Below are 21,632 nucleotides of genomic sequence, written 5' to 3' on the forward strand. Positions count from 1 at the left end.
CGCGCCGCCGGGAACGACCCCGCGACGCCGAGTACGACCGCGCAGGACCCCGAGACGCCGAACCACCGGCACCCGCTCACCCCGACCACGCCCTCACACACGAAGAACCTCAAAACAGAGCGGCGGATGCCCGCCACACTTCCGCGTGGCGGGCATCCGCCGCCGGTCCGATCGCGCAGGATCCGACGCGTGCGTCCGACGTCTATCCGGCGACTAGGGAACGACGACGAGGACGTCGCACTTCGACTTGCGGAGCACCTGGACGGAGACGGCTCCGAAGATGCGGCCGAACAGCGAATCGACGCCTTTGGATCCGACGATGACGAGGTCCGCCTCGGTCTCCAAGGTGACGAGGGTGACGGCATCGACCGCCGTGCCCTCGACGACGACGCCCTGGGCGAGGGCGACGCCGCGCTCAACGGCGGTATCACGCGCCTTCTCGACGACGGCGTAGGCCTGGTCCTCGGTGAGCCGAGCCTCGACGACCCGCACATCGGCGACGGGGGCGAACTCGTTGATGCGAGCCTTGTCCCGCGCCGAGACGGGGTCGAAGCTGGCGACGAGGAGAAGAGCGGCGTCGCACAGGCGAGCCATCTCGCAGGCGCGATCGATGACGTGGGTGTTCGCCTCGACATCGCCGACTCCGGCGACAATGGTGGTATAGGTCACGGATGACATCCTTTCGTGGGGCACCCGGTCAGGCCACGGCAGTCTCAGTTGCGGACACGGCGGCGGCGCGCACCCGCGGGTCCGCGTCCTTGACGGTGTCGATCCACTCGATGAGCAGACCGGCGATGATGAGGAAGACTGCGACGAAGAGCAGGGCGTTAACCGGGTGATCGCCGAGCAGGTGCTTGTAAATGGGACCGAAGGTGAGGGTCTGGATGAACTGGGGGATGACGATCATCATATTGATAACGCCCATGTAGACGCCTCGGCGCTCCTTGCGGATCATCTCAATGGCCATGATGTAGGGTACGCCCGTAATAGAAGCCCAGGCCACACCAATGCCGATCATGGGCAGGTAGAGGACCGCGGTGTGGCCGGGGCTGCCGATGCGGGTGAGCAGGACCAGGCAGACGGCGGCGAGGCACAGCGCCGCGGTGTGGACGTGCTTGGGGCCGATGCGGTTGGCCAGTCGCGCCAGGAAGAGGGCGACGACCGTGCAGGAGACGTAGTAGACGACCATGAGCCCGGTGGCGAAGCCGGAGGCGTTGTTGAAGGCCTCGGTCTTGGCGTACCCCGGGTCGGACAGGTTCACGCCGAAGTAGGTGACGGCGCACATGAGGCCCAGGTACTGCCAGAAGACGTTCATGGCGTACCACTGGAAGAGGTAGACCAGGGCCATCTTCTTCAGGCCGCGGGGCATCTCGACGATGGCGACGCCGATGTCCTTGACGAAGCCGAAGGGGCCCTCCTCCCGCTTCTTGCGCTCGAGCTCGACCAAGCCCTCCGGCGTGGGCGGCAGCTCCTTGGTGGAGAGCACCGAGATGAGCACCGAGCCGATGGAGCACACCGAGCCCACCATGAAGGCGCCGAAGACCCAGTAGGGGATGCCGGCGGCGGTGGCGCCCGCCAGGGTCTTCTCCAGAACGACGAGGGTCCCGGCGGCCAGGGCCGAGCCGGCGCCGATGAACAGGGACTGGGCGAGGAAGCCCTTGGCGAGCTGCTTGGAGGGCAGGAGGTCGCCGATGAAGGCCCGGTAGGGCTCCATGGCCGTGTTGTTCGAGACGTCCAGCAGCCACAGGCACAGCACCGCCATCCACACGGCGGTGACGAAGGGCATGAGGAACAGGAACACGGAGCAGCCGACGGCCCCGATCAGGAAGAAGGGCTTACGGCGTCCCCACTTCTCGCTCCAGGTCCGGTCCGAGAGCGCCCCGATGAGCGGTTGGATGAGCAGGCCGGTGACGGGTCCGGCCAGATTGAGGATGGGGATCTCGTCAGCGGAAGCCCCGAGGAACTGGTAAATGGGCGACATGGCGTTCTGCTGCATGCCGAAGGAGTACTGGATGCCGAAGAATCCGACGTTCATCAGCAGGATCTGAGCAGTGCTCATCATGGGCTTGTGCGCGATGTCCGCCGCGCTATTCTGGGAAGTCTGTGCCATAGGTCATCCTTGTCCTGGGCCCTGTGGAACTCTGTCGACGCCGCCCGAGACGGACGCCGCGCTTCCTGCCCGAGAGAACGCTGTACGGGACGGCGGGGATCTCAGGAAGTCAAGCAGGTCAATGATCCACCCAACATGACTAACGTTTGACAGGTCTTTAGTCGCATTATCGGATCTCGCACAAGCCGGACCGGGTCATGACTCAGGCACGCAGAGCGATCATCCCACGATGCGCGCTGAGGGGCAACTCCAGAGCCAGCGCCTCACCGTCCGGGTCCCCGGTGGGCCCCGGTGACCTGAGGCCCGCCGGGAGACGCACGGTGCCGCCTCCCTCCTCGCCGAGCGCGACGGCGGCCACTCCGCCCTCGAACTCGCGCACCCAGGCGCCCGAGGTCCTCCGGGGCCGTCCCAGCGGGCGCCCCAGGTCGGCGTCGAGGGCGGGGAACCAGGGAGTGCGCGAGTAGTCGTCGTGACCGGTGGCCGTGTAGGCGCCCTCCCCTCCCCCGAAGACCCAGAAGGCCGCCAGCCCGTAGAGGCCGGGGGACGTGCGGGCACCGGACATGGAGCCGCCGCCCCCGCCGTCGGGCGTGCGCACGATGGACAGGCCCGGCCCTCGCAGCTCGTGAATCTGGGCCAGGGCCGTGGCCTCATCGAAGAGGTGATGGTCCCCCCAGCCCAGCCAGCACTCGTCGAAGCCACCACCCCAGGCCGAGTGGCGCTCCCAGCGGCCGGGTTCCCGGCGGGCCTCGGCCACGTTCGGGATGAGGATCTTGCCGACGCCGTTGAGGCCGGCACCGGCCTGGTCCACGAAGATGTTCAGCTCGGCGCGCAGGGCGGCGGTGTCGGCGATTCCGTCCAGGGGGAGGTCCAGGCCGTAGTAGTCGTCGAAGACGTCGTTGTCCGCCATGACGCCGTCGAAGGCGGTCTCAGCGGTGGCCTGGCAGACCTCCTCCACCCAGCGGGCGCGGTAGTCGGGGTCCCACACACGGGCCTGGAAGTGGCCGGGGTAGGTGTTCCACTCGACCAGGTCGCCGTTGTCACGCCTGGCGAGCCAACCGCGGCGGAGGGCCTCGCGGTAGGACAGCCCGGAGGCGCGCATGGAGTCCGGCTCGAAGTCTCGCGTGGAGGACAGGCACCGGTAGGCCAGGACCGTCATGTCCGGTCGCGCCTCCTTGAGGCGGGCTGCTGCCTCGGTCTCCCAGGGCTGGAGGATCGCGGCCCGGTAGTGGGCGATCGCGAAGTCCAGCTCCCCGGGCTCGAGCGGGTTTCCGTAACGGATCCAGGCGCCGACGCCGCCGGTGCTGCTCCTCATGCTCCTCCTCGGTCGGCGCGGGTACCGGTCTGCTCGCCGGCACCGCCCTGACGGTAGATCTTGTTGTAGGAGGCGTTGACCTTGACCAGGTCGTAGGCCGCCTCCACGCGGCCGCGGGCGTTGAGGCTCAGACGCTCGTAGAGATCGACGTCGCTGATGATCTCCTGGACCTTATCCGCCATGATGGCGGGTTCACCGGGCTCGATGATGATGCCGCAGGGGTCCCAGGTCTGCCCATCGTCGGCGACGATCAGATCCTCGACGACGGAGCGCACGGCGCCGACGTCGGTGCTCACCGTGGGGATGCCGGCCCCCATGGTCTCCAGGGAGACCACCGGCAGGCCCTCGTTGTAGCTGGGTAGGACGAACAGGTCGAACTCGGGCAGGAGCTCACGGACCTTGACGGTACCGCGGATGGTGATGACGCTCTCCAGACCCTGCTCGACGATGCGGGTCAGGCACTGCTCGAAGTAGGAGGGCATGTGCTCGGTGGGACCGCACACATCCAGGTGGATGTTCAGTCCCCGGTCCACCATGAGGCGCACCGAGTCGATCATGTCCAGCAGCCCCTTGATGGGAACGACGCGGGCGATGTAGACGAGCTTCCACAAGTGCCTGTCCGCGCCCTCCTTCTTGATCTCCTCAATGGCGGCCAGGCGGGCGGCGTAGGAGGCGTCGAACTCCTCGGTGACGATGCCGTTGGGGATGACGATGGCCCGCCCGGCGTCACCGCCGAGCTCAGTGGCCTCCGTGATGGCCCGCGGGTAAAGGTAGGTCGAGGCGTAGGCGTAGGGGTAGCACAGGCGCCCCATCTCCAGCCACCAGGCCATCCACATGCGCTCGCGCCCGGTGACGTCGAAGGTGCGGTAGTCGGAGAGTGTGACGTTGAGATCCAGCCTGCGTTCCAGGAGCGTGTTGACGGTGTCGCGCACGTAGAGGTTGTGCTCGGTCAGCAGCACCCGGGTACCGTGCTCGCGGGCGGCATTGACTCCCAGGAGCATGGCGTAGCCGGTGGTGTGGGCGTGGTAGACCGAGGCGCGCGGGACCGGCTCGGCCAGGACCGCGTAGGCAAGGGAGAAGAAGTCGCGCAGGCACCAGAAGACGTCGGTCATCGACATCCCCAGGTCCGGCATCATGTCGTGGTAGGCCTCCATGAACTCACGCGTCCCCAGGATCGCCCAGACCGGGTAGCGACGTGAGGCGCTCAGACCCTCGCCGATGATCTCCCACAGCGGCTCGGTGCGACCTTCCTGGGCCAGGGCGAGCAGGGCGCCCAGGATGCGTCGGGACAGCTCACGGCGCTGACGACTGTTCATGCGCAGGTCGCGGGGGCGGGCACGCAGGAAGTCATCCTGGTGCTCCTCCATGGACAGGTAGAGGACCCTGACCCAGGCGACATTGTCCGGCATGCCGTAGAGGTCCTTCAGCGGCGAGCGGGAGTCCCAGGTGATATGGATGATCCCGAAGGTGAGGTCGGGGTTTCCGGTGATGATGTCGTGGACCACCGCGGAGACACCACCCTTGAGGTAGGGGTAGGTCGACTCCATGACGATGGCGACGTCGACGTCGACGTACACGCCGTCCTCGGGGACACCGTCGGGTAGTACCTGGTCGTCGGGCTCCGGATCGGGGTCCTCGGGGAGCTGAACGAGCTCGGCCGCGCCGGCGGGAGACTCCCCGGTGTCGGGCTCCGGCTCAGCGGCCTGCTGGGACAAGGGCGACGCAGCGGCGTCGGAGGCGGCCGAGGCCACCGCCTCCCAGACGATGGCGGCGGGAATCACAGGTTCCGGGGAGTCTGCACCACCGAGGCCCGGGGAGGCGGAGGCACGCCCCTGCGGAGCCAGTACCACCTCCCGGAAGGGAGCGACCGGCTCCGTGTCGGGCGGCGGGGGGCTCAGGCCGGTCTCCGGGGCAAGATCCGCAGCCGTGCCAGAAACGGTGTCCGTCTCCGCGGCAACCGTTGATGACGGCGGGACGATGCCGTGGACCGACTCGGGGGGCATCGACTCCGCGGGCACGGCGTCCGGCGAGCCCGTCGGATCCGCCGACGACGCAGAAACAGCGAGACCCCTGGTCTTAGCCGTCGGCGCCGCCTCCGGCGGGGATGCCGATGGGGATGCGGAGCGGACGATCCCGACGATCGACGAGTCCAGGGCCTTGCCGCCCTCAGCCGGAGCCAACGGCTCCTGAGAACGGGGGCGCGGCTGGACCACGCCGTATCCTGCAGGGGCAGGACGCTGGACCACACCGTAGATCGGTGCGGGCGAAACCTCGGGGGTGGGCGCCGACTCCCCCGCGGGGCGAGTGATGCCAGAGGCCGCCCGCCCCGTGGACTCAGACCCGACGGCTTCGGCCGTACCTGATGTGCCGGGAGCGGCCGAGGCGCTGTGCGCACTGTCAGCACTGGGATCCGACGGACTGCTCGGAGTAGTGGACCCACCGGTGGTGACCACGACGCCGTAGCCGTCGGGACCGACCTTGACTATGACGCCGGTCTCCTGGCCCCTGTCGCCGATGCCCGGTGCGTCGTCGGGACTGGGCATGGGGGCATAGCCCCCGGCTGGGGCCGAGTAGCGTAACGGCAGGCTTTCCAGCCGGGCGCGGAAGGACGACGAGCTCACCAGGACATGGCCTTTCCCCAGAAGAAGGAGTACTCCGGCGCGGCCCACCGTTTGCGGTAGAGCAACAGTCCCAGAGCGCACAGCGCGAGGTCCACGCCGGCCAGTGGCAGGTAGGCGCCTGTACTGGCCACGCGCAGCAGCACGGCTGCAGCGATGGCCACGTGGACGCCGGACAGGAGCAGGGCGGCGGTCGAGTCGCCGATGTGGTCGATCTCGTAGCTCAGAAGCGTCAGCACCGTGAACAGGGTCGAGGAGCCGCACACCTCAAGAACTGTGAGAACCCGCTCCGGGGCGATGAGCGCCATGGAACAGATGACAACGATGACGCCGCCGATGCCTACGACGCAGGCACGGATGAGGCTCGCGTCCAGCAGCCTCCGCAGAATGCGCCCGCGGTCACGCAGGCTGGCCATGCCCTCACGCTTGAGGACCGTCTGGAACATGGCGATCTCGGTGTTGACGCGCGGTGCGGTGACTGCGAAGTAGTAGCAGTAGGCGACGACAGCGGGCTGGAGACACAGGTAGACCAGCGCCACATCGAAGTCGCGACCGGCGCCCAGGAAGAGGAAGTACTTGTCCGACCACAGCACTCCCCCCAAGACCGCCCCCCGAAGCATGTCCTGCACGAGGATGCCGGTGGAGACCGAGCGGGGACGCAGGACCTTACCCAGTGGCCGTCCCATGAACAGCACCTGGCTGAGGGCCCCCAGCAGCGGCGGCAAGTACCACCAGGTGGGCTCAACGACGAGTGCGACGGCGTAGAAGAGCCACCCCACCGACCACAGACGGCGCCGGCCTGAGACGTCGGCGACAATGAGTGACTGGACGAAGACGACGTGCAGAAGCAGCAGCGTCGTGTGCACACCAATGACGTGCGGGTTCCAGCCAGTCACGGCCGCCACGATGAGAACCTCCAGGGCAGTGGGGACGAGTGCCCACAGGAACAGGGCCGGCCAGATGGAGCAGTAGCGCTCCAGGACCGCCCGCGGTCCATGCCCGATCGAGTCACCCAGGAGGCGGTAGACAGGAGTGCCGATGATCTGGCTGAGCCAGGGCACCGCCACCGACACGCTCAGGACGATGACCGGCAGGCCGGTGCCGTCTATCGTGCTGGCGGCCATCTTCTGGGAGACGAAGGGGAAGCTCAGTCCCAGCAGGATCGCGGGAGACATGCCCAAGAGCATCGCGGCACCCCAGTGCAGGCGCGCCCTGGGGGCGATACCACCACGCTTGAGCGCCCTGGTAGGGGGTGCTGTGACGAGGCCCAGGGTGAGGATCGCAGCAACGACAAGGACGCCGACCGTTCCCACCATCGGCCAGGCGCCCCAGGCCAGCACCGCCGTGATGACACCGACGACGCTCAAGGCCACAGCAGTATTGGCTGTCCGCAGGCGCGGGAAACGGTGCTGATGAAAATGTCGCGGTTCGTAGCGGAGTTGTGTCATGGGAGTAGTGGCACCAAGGATGCGAGAGCGCGGGCGATCAGAACCGGACGTTCAGTACCGTGGGCGAGAAACGCAACGGCAACTCGAACGAGGACGAGCGGGTACAGAGAGGTACGGACGAGTACGGGCGGAGACGGTTGAGAAAGTCCACGTTGTGCGTAGAGTGACGACACCGATAACCCCTGTCCGAGGACGATTTTCGCCGGAGCATCACCCCACTGTATCGGGCGGACGATGGACATGAGACGATCAAACCAAACTCTCAGTCAGTTCTTCTGCATCACTCAGGTTTTATTGACTCTTCGGTGCGTGCTCCACCACACTCACGCCCCCTCAGCCTGCAAGCACTCACAGGATGACGCACTGACTCGTAAGAGGATGTCTCACAGCACATGACCGCTGTCAGAAAAAGCAGCCTTGAAGCAACTCTGCGCCATCCTCCCCACTGCAGTTGGCACCGAGGTGGAAGCATTGGCGAAAGGATGTACGGCGATGGGCCGCAACCCAGTGAGGGTTGCGGCCCATCGCATTGAACTGACGGGGGACTCGAAGCCCCGTCCCCATCAACACATCTGCTCAGCGCCCCGGCTCAGCGGCCGGCGAGGCGCCGCCGCTACGACCGACCGGCGTCGAGGGAATGCTCAACGGGGAGGAAGTGCCTCTCCTGGCACCGGCTGCCGCCTCCGCGGCCTCGCGCAGCGCGGCCACCTCGGCCTCGCCCTGCTCCCAGGGCTCACCGCGGAAGACGAACTCACCCAGGATGGACTCGCCCTCAGCATCAACGATGACCTTCTGGCCCCGCTCGATCTCCCCGAAGAGGATCTTCTCGCTCAAGGCATCCTCGATGTCGCGCTGGATGGCGCGACGCAGCGGGCGGGCACCGAGCACCGGGTCGAAACCGCGCTCGGCCAAGAGGTCCTTGGCTGCGTCGGTCAGCTCGATGGTCATCTGCTGCTCGGCCAGGCGCTTATCGAGGCGCACGATCATCAGGTCGACGATCTGGCGCACCTCCTCCTTGGTCAGCTGCGGGAAGACGATGAGATCGTCGACGCGGTTGAGGAACTCGGGCCGGAACTGCTGCTTGAGCTCGCGGTTGACGTGGGACTTCATCTCCTCGTAATCCATGGCGCCTGACTCGGTGGACTGGAAGCCGGTGGCCACTGACTTACCGATGTCCTTGGAGCCGAGGTTGGTCGTCATGATGATGACGGTGTTCTTGAAGTCGACCACGCGGCCCTGGGCGTCGGAGAGGTGCCCGTCCTCCAGGATCTGCAGCAGCGAGTTGAAGATGTCCGGGTGGGCCTTCTCGACCTCGTCGAACAGGACCACGGAGAAGGGCCGGCGGCGCACCTTCTCGGTGAGCTGGCCGCCCTCGTCGTAGCCGACGTAGCCGGGAGGGGCGCCGAAGAGTCGCGAGACCGTGTGCTTCTCGGCGAACTCGGACATGTCGAGCTGGATGAGGGCGTCCTCGTCGTCGAACAGGAACTCCGCCAGGGCCTTGGCCAGCTCGGTCTTTCCGACGCCGGTGGGGCCGGCGAAGATGAAGGAGCCGCCGGGGCGCTTGGGGTCCTTCAGACCGGCGCGGGTGCGACGGATCGACTTCGACAGTGCCTCGATGGCCTTGTTCTGGCCGATGATGCGCTTGTGGAGCTCGGACTCCATGTTGAGGAGCTTGGCGGACTCGGCCTCGGTCAGCTTGACCACCGGGATGCCGGTGGACATGGCCAGGACCTCGGCGATGAGCGCCTCGTCGACCTCGGCGACCTGGTCGAGGTCGCCGGACTTCCAGGCCTTCTCCTTGGCGGCGCGCTCATCGGCCAGGCGGCGCTCGTCGTCGCGCAGGGAGGCGGCGCGCTCGAAGTCCTGGTCGTCGATCGCGGACTCCTTCTCCCGCTTGACCTCGGCGATCTTCTCATCGATCTCGCGCAACTCGGGCGGGGCGGTCATGCGGCGGATGCGCAGGCGGGCGCCGGCCTCGTCGACCAGGTCGATGGCCTTGTCCGGCAGGAAGCGGTCGTTGATGTAGCGGTCGGCGAGCTTAGCCGCGGCCTCGATGGCCTCGTCAGTGATGACGATGCGGTGGAAGGCCTCGTAACGGTCGCGCAGGCCGGTGAGGATCCCGATGGTCTCCTCGATGCTGGGCTGATCGACGGTCACCGGCTGGAAGCGGCGCTCCAGGGCGGCATCCTTCTCGATCTTGCGGTACTCGTCCAGGGTGGTGGCCCCGATGGTCTGAAGCTCGCCACGGGCCAGCATGGGCTTGAGGATGGAGGCGGCGTCAACGGCACCCTCGGCGGCTCCGGCCCCGACGAGCGTGTGGATCTCGTCGATGAACAGGACGATGTCACCGCGGGTGCGCACCTCCTTGAGGACCTTCTTGAGGCGCTCCTCGAAGTCACCGCGGTAACGCGAGCCGGCCACGAGTGAGCCCATGTCCAGGGAGTAGAGCTGCTTGTCGCGCAGGGTCTCGGGGACGTCGCCGTGGACGATGGCCTGGCTCAGGCCCTCGACGACGGCGGTCTTGCCCACGCCAGGTTCCCCGATGAGGACGGGGTTGTTCTTGGTGCGCCGGGAGAGGATCTGCATGACCCGCTCCATCTCCCTCTTACGGCCGATGACCGGGTCGAGCTTGCCCTCGCGGGCGGCGGCGGTCAGGTTGCGGCCGAACTGGTCCAGGATGGCGCTGCCGGACGGCGTGCCCTCCTTGGAGGGGCCGCCGGCGTTGACAGTCTCCTTGCCCTCGTAGCCCGAGAGCATCTGCATGACGGTCTGACGCACGCTGGACAGGTCGCCGCCGAGGTTGGTCAGGACCTGGGCGGCAACACCCTCGCCCTCGCGCAGGAGACCCAGCAGCAGGTGCTCGGTGCCGATGTAGTTGTGGCCCAGCTGGAGGGCCTCGCGCATGGAGAGCTCGAAGACCTTCTTACCGCGTGGAGTGAAGGGGATGTGCCCGGTAGGGGCCGACTGGCCCTCGCCGATGATCTCGATGACCTGACTGCGCACGGCATCCAGGGAGATGTCCATGGACTCCAGCGCCTTGGCGGCGACCCCCTCGCCCTCGTGAATGAGGCCGAGGAGGAGGTGCTCGGTGCCGATGTAGTTGTGGTTCAAGGCCCGCGCCTCGTCCTGCGCGAGCACGACGACACGGCGGGCGCGGTCAGTAAAGCGTTCAAACATCAGTAGTTCCTCCTCGGCACGCACCCGGAGCGGTACCGCTCGTCCGGTGGTGACGAGGGATGTCGCGGCGCCGTGGAGAGATGGCGCCGGGGCACGTGCTGACAAGGCTAACCAGCCGGGTGCCCCGGCCATGCCCCTGTTCGCGGTAGGCGTGAGTCAGGCTTGAGCCGGGTCGGCTCAGGCCTGGTCACGCCTGCGCAGGCCCCGCATCACCCACCCCGGGTCATGAACCTGGCGACAGGGCGCACCGCCCGCACCACCGCCGTCGCGCCCCGGTGGGACGGGTAGCACTCCCGGATCCGCAAACGGCAGTGACTGGAGCCGTCATCATCTGCCCCGCTCCTCACCCCTACCAGCCGCGGTCGTGGAGTGGGTCGCGAGTGCGCACCCTCTACCCCTCGAACGGGAGGCATAAGGCGCGAACCGGCGAGCGACGGCAGGGGCGACATGGGCAAGGCGCGCCGATGCGGCTCAGTCCAGCTCGAGCAGGCCGCGACGCAGTGCCTCGGTGACGGCGGCAGTGCGCGAGTCGACACCAAGCTTGGAGTAGGCGCGCAGCAGGTGGGTCTTGACAGTCGCCTCAGTGATGTAGAGCTCGGCCCCGATCCGGCTGTTGGACAGTCCGTGCGAGGCCGCCTGGAGGACCTGCCGCTCGCGCGGGGAAAGGGTCACAGGTGTCTCCCCCTGGCGGCAGGATCCGACTATGCCTCCCCCGACCCCTCGCGCCACTCCCAAGAGCCGAGTCGACACGGTGGGGCTCAGAACACTGCGCCCCGCCGCGGCAGAGAGCACTGCGGCGCGGATGTCCTCGCGCGGGGAGTCTTTGAGAAGGTAGCCGATGGCGCCGGCCTCGACGGCGCGCAGGATGTCCCCATCGGTGTCGTAGGTCGTCAGAACCACAACGCGAGGCGCACCGGGGCGTGAGGAGATCCAACGAGTCGCCTCAACACCGTCGACTCCGGGCATGCGAAGGTCCATGAGCACCACGTCGGGGACGAGCTCAGTGGTCATGGAGATGGCCTCGGCGCCGTCGGCGGCCTGGCCCACCATCTGGATGTTCCGCTCACCGGAGAGCATCCCAACGATCCCGGAGCGCACCACCGGGTGGTCATCAACCACCAGGAGGCGAACCCGGCGGACGCTCGGGCGCAATGGCGGGCAAGGAGACGGACGATGAAGACCCGGAGGGCTCACTGCGGATGGGACGGCGCTGTTCACAGAGGCATTCTGGCTTCGACCACGGTTCCGACACGCCCGTATTCGTCAGGTTCCTGACGCGGATCGACGGTCAGCGTGCCACCGAGGGCCTCCACACGCGCCCGCATCCCGGTCAACCCCATTCCCTCCGGCGCCGCACCCGCGCCGACGCCGTCGTCGGCGACAGTGACGACCAGCTCGTTTCCCGCAGGGAACTGGAAGACGACGATGTCGACGTGCCTGGCGCGGGCATGGCGCACGATGTTGCTCATGGCCTCCTGAACGATGCGCAGGACTGTCACCTGCAGCGCGGCGACCATCATGACCGGCAGGTCCAGGGACAAGGAGATGTCCAACCCGTGTTGCTCCCGGGACTGGGCCAGACGACGCAACGCGACCTCCAGGCCGTCATCACGCAGGACACCGGGGGCCTCACCGGCCACCAGGGCCCGAGCCTCGGCCAGGTTGTCGCGGGCCACCGCCTCGATCTCGGCGAGCCGCCCGCGCAGAACCCGGGCCTCAGGGGAACCAGCACCCGGGAGATCGGCAAGAGCCGTCTGAGCGAGGGTGACCACGGAGATGAATCCCTGCGCCAAGGTGTCATGCACCTCGCGTGCCCAGTGCTCGCGCTCGGCGGCGATCCCCGCGGCGCGCTCGGCAGCGGCCAGCTCGCCCTGCGCACGGGCCAGGGCCGCGAACGCCTCTTCCTTGTCGGCCAGGGCATGGATGGCCTCGAAGCGGACGGTGTGGACCCAGGAGGCCCATGTTCCCGTCACCAGGGTGATGACGACCATGGTGAGGGCGTTGACCCACCAAACCTCATTGCCTTGGACATACTCGACGGCAGCGAAACCCAATCCGAAGACGACGTGCGCTACGACAGCGGTCCACCACCTGGTGTAGACCCACCAGATCATCGGCAGGATGATGAAGAATCCCACCAAGGCCAGCTCGGTGTAGTAGAGCAGTGCCAGGTCGGCGACCGCCAGCGTCCAGGTCAGAACGCACCAGACCCACCGGGGTAGATCGGCGTTGGCCAACGGGGGGTACACGCCTGTGGGGTGGTCTGTGCCCTCACAGACGAAACGCACCACCCAACGCAGGTCGCGAGGCTGGGCCACCAGCGACTGCGCCTCGTGAGTCATCTATCCACTGTATCGCGGCGGGAGACGACAACCGCCGCGACAACCCCGCCCACGAGCCAGGCGGCCACAACGGCCAGGCCCTTACCGGTCTCCCAGCCCCCGGTGGGTTCTACGGCGGCCGCGGAGGCGGGCAGGAAGGCCTCGCGCATGAGCTCGGCCGACCAGCGCACTGGCAGGACCGAGAAACCGTGGACCATCCAGCCCGGCAGCTGGGACAGGGGCAGGAAGAGACCGGAGACGAACTGGAGGATGATGATGATCGGCGTGAGGATGCCGGAGGCGGCGCGCGAGGAGGGGCAGGAGCGGCCGATGGCCAGGCCCAGGGCCGTGCAGACGCCGACCGTGAGCACCAGGGTCAGCGCGGCCAGCCCCCAGGAGCCGGCCGCGGCAGGCAGGCTCAGCCCCAGGGCGAGGCTGCCGCTGATGATAAGCACGACGATGTTGAGCACGGACACGGCGACGTTGGCCAGGCACTTGGCGGCCACGTAGGCCCAGGCCGGTACGGGCAGGACGGCCAGACGCTTGAGCTCTCCGTTCTCACGCTCGGCGGCCACGGAGATGGCCAGGATCTGCGTGCAGTTCATGAGCACCCCCATGGTGATCATGGCCGGCAGCATGTACTCGCCCATGGTGATGCCCCCGCTCATCTCCCCAGGGAAAACGGCGTTGAACAGGATGAGCATGAACAGGGGGTAGAAGAGCCCCATGATGAAGGCCATGGGCTCACGTATGAAACCGACCAGGCTCTTCCAGGTCAGGGTCAGGACGGCGGCCGATGCGCTGCCGGGGTGCTGGACCGTCCGGGCCCCCCGGGCGGCGGAGGTGTGCGGGTTGAGGGTGGCGGTAGTCATGAAGGCTCCTCATGTCAGAGGCTGGTGGACGGTTCAGGCGGTGTGGTGGTGGGAGACGAGCTCGAGGTAGTGGTCCTCGAGGCTCGGGGTGTGAACCCGCAGTCCGGGGATCTCGCCATCGGGACCGGTCACTCGGTCCATGAGGCCTCGAATGACGGCGGTGGGCGCGGTGGTGGGCTCGGTGCGCTCAACACCGTTCTCGATCCAGCTGACGGTGCACTGGCTGCCGGCCTGGCGTGCGAGAGCCTCAGGCGTGCCGTACTCGACGACGCGTCCTCCCAGGATGATGGCGACCTGGTCAGCCAGCTGGGCGGCCTCGTCGAGGTAGTGGGTGGTCAGCAGGACGGTGGTGCCGTCGGTGCGCAGGTCCTTGACCAGATCCCAGAAGACATGACGGGCCTCGGGATCGAAACCGGTGGTGGGCTCGTCGAGGAACAGCAGCTCAGGGCGGCCGATGATGGCCAGGGCGACGTCGAGACGGCGGCGGCGGCCTCCGGACAGGCGCGCTGCGCGGGTGCGGGCGTCATCGGAGAGTCCCACGCGGTCGATGGTCTTTGCGACGTCGGCCGGGTGTGAGAAGAATCGGGCCACATGCCCCACCGCCTCAGTGACAGTGAGGTCCTTGAAGTCGGCGGAGGTCTGGGAGACGACGCCGATGCGTGCGCGCCACGCGCGGGAGGCCCTCCCGGGGTCCTCCCCCAGAATGGAGACGGTGCCGCCGTCGCGGTGGCGCAGGCCCTGGAGGATCTCCACGGTGGTGGTCTTGCCGGCGCCGTTAGGCCCCAGGAGGGATAGGACGGTACCGGCTGGGACGGTGAGGTCCAGACCTTGCAGGACCTGTTTGTTCCCGTACGACTTGGTCAGGGCGCTTATCTGGACGGCGGGGAGCTGCGACATGGCTCTAGTTTGTGAGCCGGTTCGCGAAGCTGGTAGCGACCAATCGGGTCACCGGGCTGTCCACCGTTCGGATGACATGCATATTCCAGCACAAACAAGGCTAACGAGAACTCCGTGCCAAGAGCCCGGAGAAACCGGTAAGCAGCACCTGCCGAAGGCTCATGATGCAGCAGTGCGCTGGATACCCTCACCGGGGCCGGCGCAGCCTCGTGCGGCGCGCCGCCGTCCGGCACACCTCCACCAGGACGTCGATGGCCAGCGGCCGGGGCCTCTCGGCGCGGGCAACGACCTCGACCCGCCGGCGGTTGCGTGCCAGCGGGAGCACCCGAACCCCCTTGTGCCGGTAGGCACTCAACGCCATCCCGGGTAGCAGGGCCGCCCCCACCCCAGCAGCCACGAGCGCCTGCGCGGCCACGTAGTCGTCTGAGGTGTAAACGGTCTTGGGGGTGAAGCCGTTGGCCCGTCCCACGGCGATGAGCTCCTCATGGCAGCGCGCGCAACCGGACACCCACCGGCACCGGGCACCGTCGGCGATGCGTGTGATTCCGCCGGGGTGGGTGACCAGGTAGAGGACGTCGTCAAGCAGATGCACCGACTCCAGATCCTCACCGATACGGTCGTCGGCGTAGGAGAAGGTCAGAGCCGCGTCCACCCGTCCCCGCCGTAGCGCGTCGAGGGCCTGAGGCGGTTCGACATCAACCAACTCGACTTCCAGGCCCGGATGCTCACGGCCGATGATGGCGAGTACCCCCGGGAACGAGTGAGGCCACCGCTGACGGAAAGGCGGCCAGGCGCACCCGTCCCGACTCCGCGCGTGCCATGGAGACTGCCTCGCGCTCGGTGCGATCCAACAGGTCGAGAATCTCTTGGCCGTGGACCGCCAGCACCCGCCCCTCCTCGGTGAGCCGTACCCCGCGTCCGGCTCGCGTCAGGAGCACCGCGCCTGTCGCATGCGACAGGGCAGCGAGCTGGTGAGATACGGTGGACTGGCTAAAACCCAAGGACTCGGCGGCGGCCGAGACGGTTCCGAGCCGGGAGAGCTCCACGAGTGCCCGTAACTGCTGCACATCGATCACACCATTAAGTATGTCTCACAACGATGGATATACGTCAAAATATTCACCAGGTCGATAGCCCAGCTGTCATCGTCGAATCACGATCGTAACCGACACCACGACACCAGCACCCGCCGGCTCTCAGACCGATCTCGACCTCACCCCTCCCCTTCAGCGCACCTACGAAGCCGTCTCGTGCACCTCACCGAGCCTTCCCCACCATCACCGGCAACGTAACCCCGGCCCGCTGAAGCCGGACTCCACCCGTCGGACGGTTTTGGGGAATACTCCCCGTTGAGCCAGGTCAACCGGCCGCGAGAGACTCAGGTGAAGGTCGGGAAGCGCAGTCGGGGGCGCACACCCGACCTTCACCTGTTGACCCTGCTGGTGGTTCCCCATGGCATCCGTTGGCATCATGGCGACGACCACCGCCGCCCACAAATGCCCCGTCGTCTCAGCTCCCTTGGACCTACTCGGTTTCGGCCGCCGCATCGCAGCGTCGGCCTCCGCGGGGCCCATCCAGGCCTACTCCGCTTCCACGAGAATCGTCACCGGGCCGTCGGCCTCCATATCGATCACCATGTGGGCGCCGAAGCTCCCGGTGGCCACCTCCAGGCCGCGTCCGCGCAGGTCCTCGGCAACGGCCTCCACCAGTGGCTCGGCCACCTCACCGGGAGCCGCCTTGTTCCAGGTGGGGCGTCGTCCCTTACGCGTATCGGCATACAGGGTGAACTGGGAGACGATAAGCACCGGCGCACCGGCGTCGGACACCGACAGCTCGCCCTCCATGAGCCGCAGGTCCGCGATCTTGCGGGCCACCGTAGACACCTGCTCCGGGCCGTCGTCATGGGTAACCCCCACCAGGACCATGAGGCCGGGACGGCCGATCTCCCCGACCACCTCACCATCGACTCGGACAGCAGCCCTGTTGACCCGCTGAATGACCGCACGCATCAGCGACCAGGACTCCAGTCGCGCGGGCCACGGCCACTGCCACGCCCCGGTCGGCGCTGCGAGGCCCTCCCCGGGATCCGGATCGAGGAGCGCACCCGCACCGGTGCCAACGCCTGCAGCGCAGGACGCACGTCCGCCAGGTAGACAGCGCTGGCCACCACGGCCAGCAGGCCAATGAATGACACTCCCGTCGACGCCCCCGCGATGTACACCGCCAGGAGGGCCTGGTAGGCCAAGAAGATCCCCACCACGGCCGCCACCGCGTTAACGGCGACCCAGAAGTTCTTGCTGCGTTTGTCCGCCGCAGCGTAGTACTGAGCCGGCCTCAGTCCCGAGTCGATAAGCGCCCAGACCCCGAGGGCAGCAGAGATGACCTGCGCCGCGCACCAGAGCATCGCGACTGCAAGGGCGAGGTAGTAAGCAATGAGAAGAAGGACGCTCACGAACCCCAGGCTACCGGCCAGTGACGCCCGATCCCAGTGATACGGCCACGCCCAGCGAGAACAGTTGACGTCTCGTGCGCCGACGCTGCTGGCTGACCGCGAGGCACTCGGCCGCCGTGAACGACACAGCCCTCGGCGGCAGACGGGAACAAAACTTCGGCGCGTAGCAGACGGCATGGTTCCAGAGTGCCCGGAACCGCCCGCAAGGCAACCGGCCGGTCAGAGCCGCAGACCTTTGCGCAGTCCGGAACCGGGGCGCTCGACGGGACTGGCCTGGGCGCGTCCCTCGGGTGAGACCAGTGGTTCCTGAGCGGCATCGACCCGGCCGACGGCGACCATCTCGCCAGTGGCCTCATCGACCTCGGTGATCTCCACGGTCAGCTGCTCACCCGAGGGCACGGCACGGCGCAGCAGGGCCAGGGCGATGGGGCCGAGCTCGTGGTGGCGAGCCACGGAGGTCACGGCGCCCACGACCCGTTCCCCCATGCGCACGCTCGCACCCGGCCGGGGCAGGTCACCGCCGAGACCGTCGAGCTGAAGCACCGTCAGACGGCGCGGCGGCCGCCCCAGGTTGAGGGTGCGCGCGATCGTCTCCTGACCCGGATAGCAGCCCTTCGTCAGGTGCACCGCCGTGCGCAGCCAGTCCAGCTCGTGCGGGATCGCGCGGGCGTCGGCCTCGCGGGCGCGGCGCGGACGGCCGGCCTCGATGCGCAGCGCCTCCCAGGCCAGGGCGCCGGCCAGGCGATGGCTCGGCTCGGCGGCGAGGAAGGTTCTCACCACGGCGTCCACGCTCTGCGCGGGCACCAGGACGAGGCCCGCCCGGTAGCCCTCACCGGGATGCGACCGCTCCAGTCCGACGTCGTAGCTCGTGCCGCCCTCGACGACACCCGGCCACGGGTCGCGCCACAGACCGATGAGCGAGCCCCGCCCCTCGACGACGGCCGTCCCGGCACTAGCCGCCTCGGCGGTGTCAACGGCCTCAGCGGCATCGGCCTGGGGGCCCGATGAGTCGGGGGGATCCGGCGCGGTGCCGCGCGCCGTCTGCGCCAGGACGTCGACCCCCTCCCCGAGAGCGCCCAGCGCCATGACGTCGGGCCGCTCGGCAACCTCGACGCGCAGCATGAAGCGCATGGAGTCCAAGAAGATCGCGAGACTCTCACCGCCGCCGGCCTCGACAACGAGCCACAGCGTGCGGCCGTCGTCGAGGGCCGCGAGCGCGTGGGTGATGCGCCCCTGGGCGTCGAGGAGCAGCGACTCCGCGCCGCCGTCGCCGGGTTCCAGGGTGGTGAGGATCTGACTGGACAGCGTGGTCAGCCAGCTCAGGCGGTCCGGGCCGGTGACGGCGACGACGTCGCGCGCCAGGGCGCAGGTGGCCCGGCCTTCGGCCAGGGCGGCCTGCTCACGCCCGGGGTCGCCGAAGTGGGAGGGAACGGCCTCGTCGGGGTCACCCAGGGCGGAGGCGACGGCGCCGGGGCGGGTCAGCAGTGGGGAGGTGAGCATCAGGCGGTCGGCTCGGTGTCGTCGGAAGCGGACTCGGAGGACTCGTGGGAATCAGCGGGGGCGAGGCCGGAGCCGGGCTGGGCGGCGGGGTCACCAGGGTCGTCGACGCGACCGAGCCGACCGGAGGCATAGGTGGTCACCTCGCTCTGACCGAAGGCGGCCATGTCCTGGGTCCACATGAGGTCGCCACCCACGAGCCCGAACATGCGGGTCATCTCCTCCACGGGGACGGCGGTGCGGGCCCGACCCACGGCCTGAGTGCCGACCTGGGCGCGCGGTCCCTGGATCCAGCCCTCCCAGACGGCGACGTGGCCGGCGGGGTCGGCCGAGACGAGCTCGAGTCGGGTGACGGGGGTGATCGGGCCACCGGCGCTCTCGGCGTCGGCGGTGGAGTCATCAACGTCGCCAGGGATCTCGCCGGCGCCGTCGGGCTGCTCCTGGCCAACGGGCCGCCAGTAGACGGTCTCGGTGGACCAGATCTGGGCGGGGGTCAGAAGAGAGGCCCCGTGGAGGCCGGGCATCTCGAAGTCGAGGTTCTTGGAGCGGGTGGAGTCAACTGTCCAGACAGTAGTTGTCTGACGCAGGTAGGGGCCGCCATCGTGGTCGAAGGTCATCTCCTGGTAGACGGCCTGCTCGGGCACGGTCTCGCCGTAGGTGAGAATGCCGTAGCCGCGCCAGGTTCCGACCAGCCATGCCAGCGGGTAGAGCTCGGGGGCCAGGTCATCGGGAAGCGTGAATGCCATGTTCGCAGCCTACGACGTCACCTCAGCCCCGGACACACGTTCCACCGGCCACACGCAGCCCCGCCCGTTGTCGGAATCCCGACTCAGCGCGACAAGGCAGCCGCAGTGGCCGACGACATCGGCTCGCGCCCCTCGGGGCGAGGGGTTGATGAGACACCGCTCATCGTCCCCTTCATCCCCTCGGGGTCCATGCCCCGTCGCCCCAGCGACACACCGCTCCCCGCCGAGCCGGCTCAGACGCCCTCATTCACCGACGCCGCCCATCTCGCCACCCCTGACATCATCACGACCAAATTTTAAGGAAAATTAAACTAATGCGCTCATGACATCCAACCTCGGCCCTAGCATGCCATTTCGACATAAAACTACGATCACACCCTCGGTACCACACAATTTTTTCCAGTTTTGGGGTAGATTACTAATAAGCCATCCATCCGCCCGAGCATGAACAGGAACAACATGTCAGACCGCTACCAACTCTCCAGCAACAACAGTTCCACCTACAGTTACACCCCAGAAACACCGACAACACGTTCCAGGCAATCCGGTTCCCGAGCGTTCCTGTGGACACTCGCGGCCATCCTGGCGATCGCTAATGGCGCCTCAACCGCCAGCGGCATGAGCATCTTGGTCAGCGCCTCCCTTGGCGTACTCACCGTAATTTGCATCGTGTTCCTTGTCCGGAGCTACTTAAGAAAGAACCACTGAGGCCGCTCGGCGACCTAGTCCACACGACTCCCGGTGGATGCCAGGTGTCCAAGGAGGCTTCCTGTGCTCGATAAACTGTCGTCATTGCCCGCCCTGTTCAACCAACTAACCATCAGCAGCCAGGTCCCCGGCGCGCAATTCACCCTCTACCACAACGGACAGCTCATCGAGCTCGCCACCGGCGTGGAGCACATCCATTTGGGAACACCGGTGACAACGCGTTCCCGCTTCGCACTCGGTTCTGTATCCAAAGTCGCCACAGCAACAGTCGTCATGCAAATGCTTGAGGACGACGACATCAGCCTCGACGACCCAGTGGCGCATTACCTGCCCCGCGCCATCAACAGCCGCACGCACACCGACTCAATCACGTTGAGACAGCTACTGAGCCACACTTCAGGACTGATCGTCGACCACGACGAGGTTGACATGTCCGACTCCTCACTTCGCAAATCAGCCGTATCAATGCTCAGCAAGGACCTCGTGAGTCGTCCTGGTAGCGTCTTTTCATATTCGAACAGCGGGTACGCACTCATCGGCTACGTCATCGAAGCAGTGTCGGGCCAATCATGGTGGGACACCATACAGTCGTATCTGTTTGATCCGCATGACTTGGACTTCACGTTCATCAACGACCCCCGCAGCAATCCTCTTGCCAAGTCGATCGTTGCCGGCCACGCCGTGGACGCCTCGTCCAGCAGCACCGTTCCCGTGGATTTCTACTGCGAGCGCGGTATGGCACCCGCAGGAGGACTCGCGGCGAGCGCGACCACACTGGTCGACCTCGCCCGTTCGTTCATGGTCTCACCGGAGCATCGCTCCAACAACCCGGTGGCCGATCTGGAAGTGCTCAGGCACATGTGGTCCCCGGTGCCCGCAGTATCACCCTTCGGCTTGGCGGACAGTTGGGGAGCCGGCTGGGGGCTGCATGAACGTCGCGGTCGCCTCTGGGCCGGACACGACGGAACACTCGACGGCGGCACATGCCATGTGCGTCTCGATCCCGACGGAGGCACTGCACTCGCGTTGACCACCAACTCAACGAGCGGACTCACCATGTGGCCTCAACTGGTGGACGTGCTCGACAGCCTCGAACTATATGTCGGGAACTACCGGACACCCGACCTCAGCATCAGCCGCGGCTCGACTTCAACAGGATTGGACATCAGCGGGCATTACACCAACGGTGATCTCACCGTCACTATTGAGCCCACTCCGGACGGCAACTATCAGCTCAAAATGCCCAATGGTGTTCAGGGCGCCCTCCTGTTAAGCGACGGCCTGCAGTTCAACGTGAGAATCAATCAGTTCGGGGGCGATTTAGATTTTGTGGGAAGATTCAGCACCGGATTGAGCAACGGATCCACTATCGACGCCATCGAGTACAACGGACGCTACCTGCGTCGGGAAATGAAGGTGACCCCCACCTCCCCCCTCCTCCTGACCGCATAAGAGGACCCATCCCACCCCCTCC

The 21,632-nt window shown here is 67.1% G+C and carries 18 protein-coding genes; 2 read left to right on the forward strand and 16 right to left on the reverse strand.

What is annotated here, in order from left to right; translation table 11 throughout:
• Positions 1-213 precede the first annotated feature (213 nt).
• The 16 genes from RWR81_RS04415 to RWR81_RS04490 all read right to left on the reverse strand — a co-directional run bounded on the left by RWR81_RS04415 (position 214) and on the right by RWR81_RS04490 (position 19,450).
• Positions 214-669 carry a universal stress protein gene (locus tag RWR81_RS04415; protein ID WP_075405747.1) on the reverse strand — a complete coding sequence of 152 codons (456 nt, stop codon included), beginning with the start codon at positions 667-669 and terminating at the stop codon, positions 214-216.
• Positions 670-697: 28 nt separating this feature from the next.
• A complete protein-coding gene (locus RWR81_RS04420; protein ID WP_314454991.1) occupies positions 698-2,110 on the reverse strand; it encodes an MFS transporter in 1,413 nt (470 codons plus the stop codon).
• Between the two features lie 202 nt (positions 2,111-2,312).
• A complete protein-coding gene (locus tag RWR81_RS04425; RefSeq protein WP_070659720.1) occupies positions 2,313-3,422 on the reverse strand; it encodes a putative glycoside hydrolase in 1,110 nt (369 codons plus the stop codon).
• Positions 3,419-6,046: a GT4 family glycosyltransferase PelF gene (gene pelF, locus RWR81_RS04430; protein WP_399498017.1), complete on the reverse strand. Its 2,628-nt coding sequence runs from the start codon at positions 6,044-6,046 to the stop codon at positions 3,419-3,421. The genes RWR81_RS04425 and pelF overlap by 4 nt, the downstream gene beginning before the upstream one ends.
• The gene (locus RWR81_RS04435; RefSeq protein ID WP_314455000.1) at positions 6,040-7,488 is read right to left on the reverse strand and encodes a hypothetical protein; all 1,449 of its coding nucleotides are present in this window, start codon (positions 7,486-7,488) and stop codon (positions 6,040-6,042) included. The genes pelF and RWR81_RS04435 overlap by 7 nt, the downstream gene beginning before the upstream one ends.
• Positions 7,489-8,064: 576 nt before the next feature.
• Complete coding sequence (locus RWR81_RS04440; protein ID WP_314455003.1) at positions 8,065-10,665, reverse strand: ATP-dependent Clp protease ATP-binding subunit; 2,601 nt, start codon at positions 10,663-10,665, stop codon at positions 8,065-8,067.
• A 471-nt stretch (positions 10,666-11,136) separates the two neighbouring features.
• Complete coding sequence (locus tag RWR81_RS04445; protein ID WP_314455006.1) at positions 11,137-11,817, reverse strand: response regulator transcription factor; 681 nt, start codon at positions 11,815-11,817, stop codon at positions 11,137-11,139.
• 62 nt (positions 11,818-11,879) lie between these two features.
• On the reverse strand, positions 11,880-13,007 hold the full coding sequence (locus RWR81_RS04450; RefSeq protein ID WP_314455010.1) for a sensor histidine kinase: 1,128 nt from the start codon (positions 13,005-13,007) through the stop codon (positions 11,880-11,882).
• Positions 13,004-13,858: an ABC transporter permease gene (locus RWR81_RS04455; protein WP_314455014.1), complete on the reverse strand. Its 855-nt coding sequence runs from the start codon at positions 13,856-13,858 to the stop codon at positions 13,004-13,006. The genes RWR81_RS04450 and RWR81_RS04455 overlap by 4 nt, the downstream gene beginning before the upstream one ends.
• A gap of 33 nt (positions 13,859-13,891) precedes the next feature.
• Positions 13,892-14,755 (reverse strand): ABC transporter ATP-binding protein, encoded by an 864-nt coding sequence (locus RWR81_RS04460; protein WP_314455017.1) that lies wholly within the window; start codon positions 14,753-14,755, stop codon positions 13,892-13,894.
• Positions 14,756-14,942: 187 nt separating this feature from the next.
• Positions 14,943-15,458, reverse strand: a complete 516-nt coding sequence (locus RWR81_RS04465) for a LysR substrate-binding domain-containing protein (RefSeq protein WP_314455020.1) — start codon at positions 15,456-15,458, stop codon at positions 14,943-14,945.
• 22 nt (positions 15,459-15,480) lie between these two features.
• A complete protein-coding gene (locus tag RWR81_RS04470) occupies positions 15,481-15,831 on the reverse strand; it encodes a LysR family transcriptional regulator (RefSeq protein WP_314455023.1) in 351 nt (116 codons plus the stop codon).
• Between the two features lie 504 nt (positions 15,832-16,335).
• Positions 16,336-16,764 carry a D-aminoacyl-tRNA deacylase gene (gene dtd, locus RWR81_RS04475; protein WP_314455027.1) on the reverse strand — a complete coding sequence of 143 codons (429 nt, stop codon included), beginning with the start codon at positions 16,762-16,764 and terminating at the stop codon, positions 16,336-16,338.
• The gene (locus tag RWR81_RS04480) at positions 16,764-17,207 is read right to left on the reverse strand and encodes a DUF2516 family protein (RefSeq protein ID WP_314455029.1); all 444 of its coding nucleotides are present in this window, start codon (positions 17,205-17,207) and stop codon (positions 16,764-16,766) included. Before RWR81_RS04480 ends, dtd begins: the two co-directional genes overlap by 1 nt.
• 219 nt (positions 17,208-17,426) lie before the next feature.
• Positions 17,427-18,707, reverse strand: coding sequence for a glycine cleavage T C-terminal barrel domain-containing protein (locus RWR81_RS04485; RefSeq protein ID WP_314455032.1), 1,281 nt, complete (start codon positions 18,705-18,707; stop codon positions 17,427-17,429).
• Positions 18,707-19,450: an FABP family protein gene (locus tag RWR81_RS04490; protein WP_314455034.1), complete on the reverse strand. Its 744-nt coding sequence runs from the start codon at positions 19,448-19,450 to the stop codon at positions 18,707-18,709. The genes RWR81_RS04485 and RWR81_RS04490 overlap by 1 nt, the downstream gene beginning before the upstream one ends.
• 105 nt (positions 19,451-19,555) lie before the next feature.
• Here RWR81_RS04490 and RWR81_RS04495 point away from each other — a divergent pair, with 105 nt between their 5' ends.
• Together RWR81_RS04495 and RWR81_RS04500 are read left to right on the forward strand one after the other, a co-directional pair.
• Positions 19,556-19,750, forward strand: a complete 195-nt coding sequence (locus RWR81_RS04495) for a hypothetical protein (protein ID WP_314455037.1) — start codon at positions 19,556-19,558, stop codon at positions 19,748-19,750.
• A 471-nt stretch (positions 19,751-20,221) separates the two neighbouring features.
• Positions 20,222-21,610 (forward strand): serine hydrolase domain-containing protein, encoded by a 1,389-nt coding sequence (locus tag RWR81_RS04500; RefSeq protein WP_314455040.1) that lies wholly within the window; start codon positions 20,222-20,224, stop codon positions 21,608-21,610.
• Positions 21,611-21,632 lie beyond the last annotated feature (22 nt).

Source organism: uncultured Actinomyces sp., assembly GCF_963526355.1.
Lineage (GTDB): Bacteria > Actinomycetota > Actinomycetes > Actinomycetales > Actinomycetaceae > Actinomyces.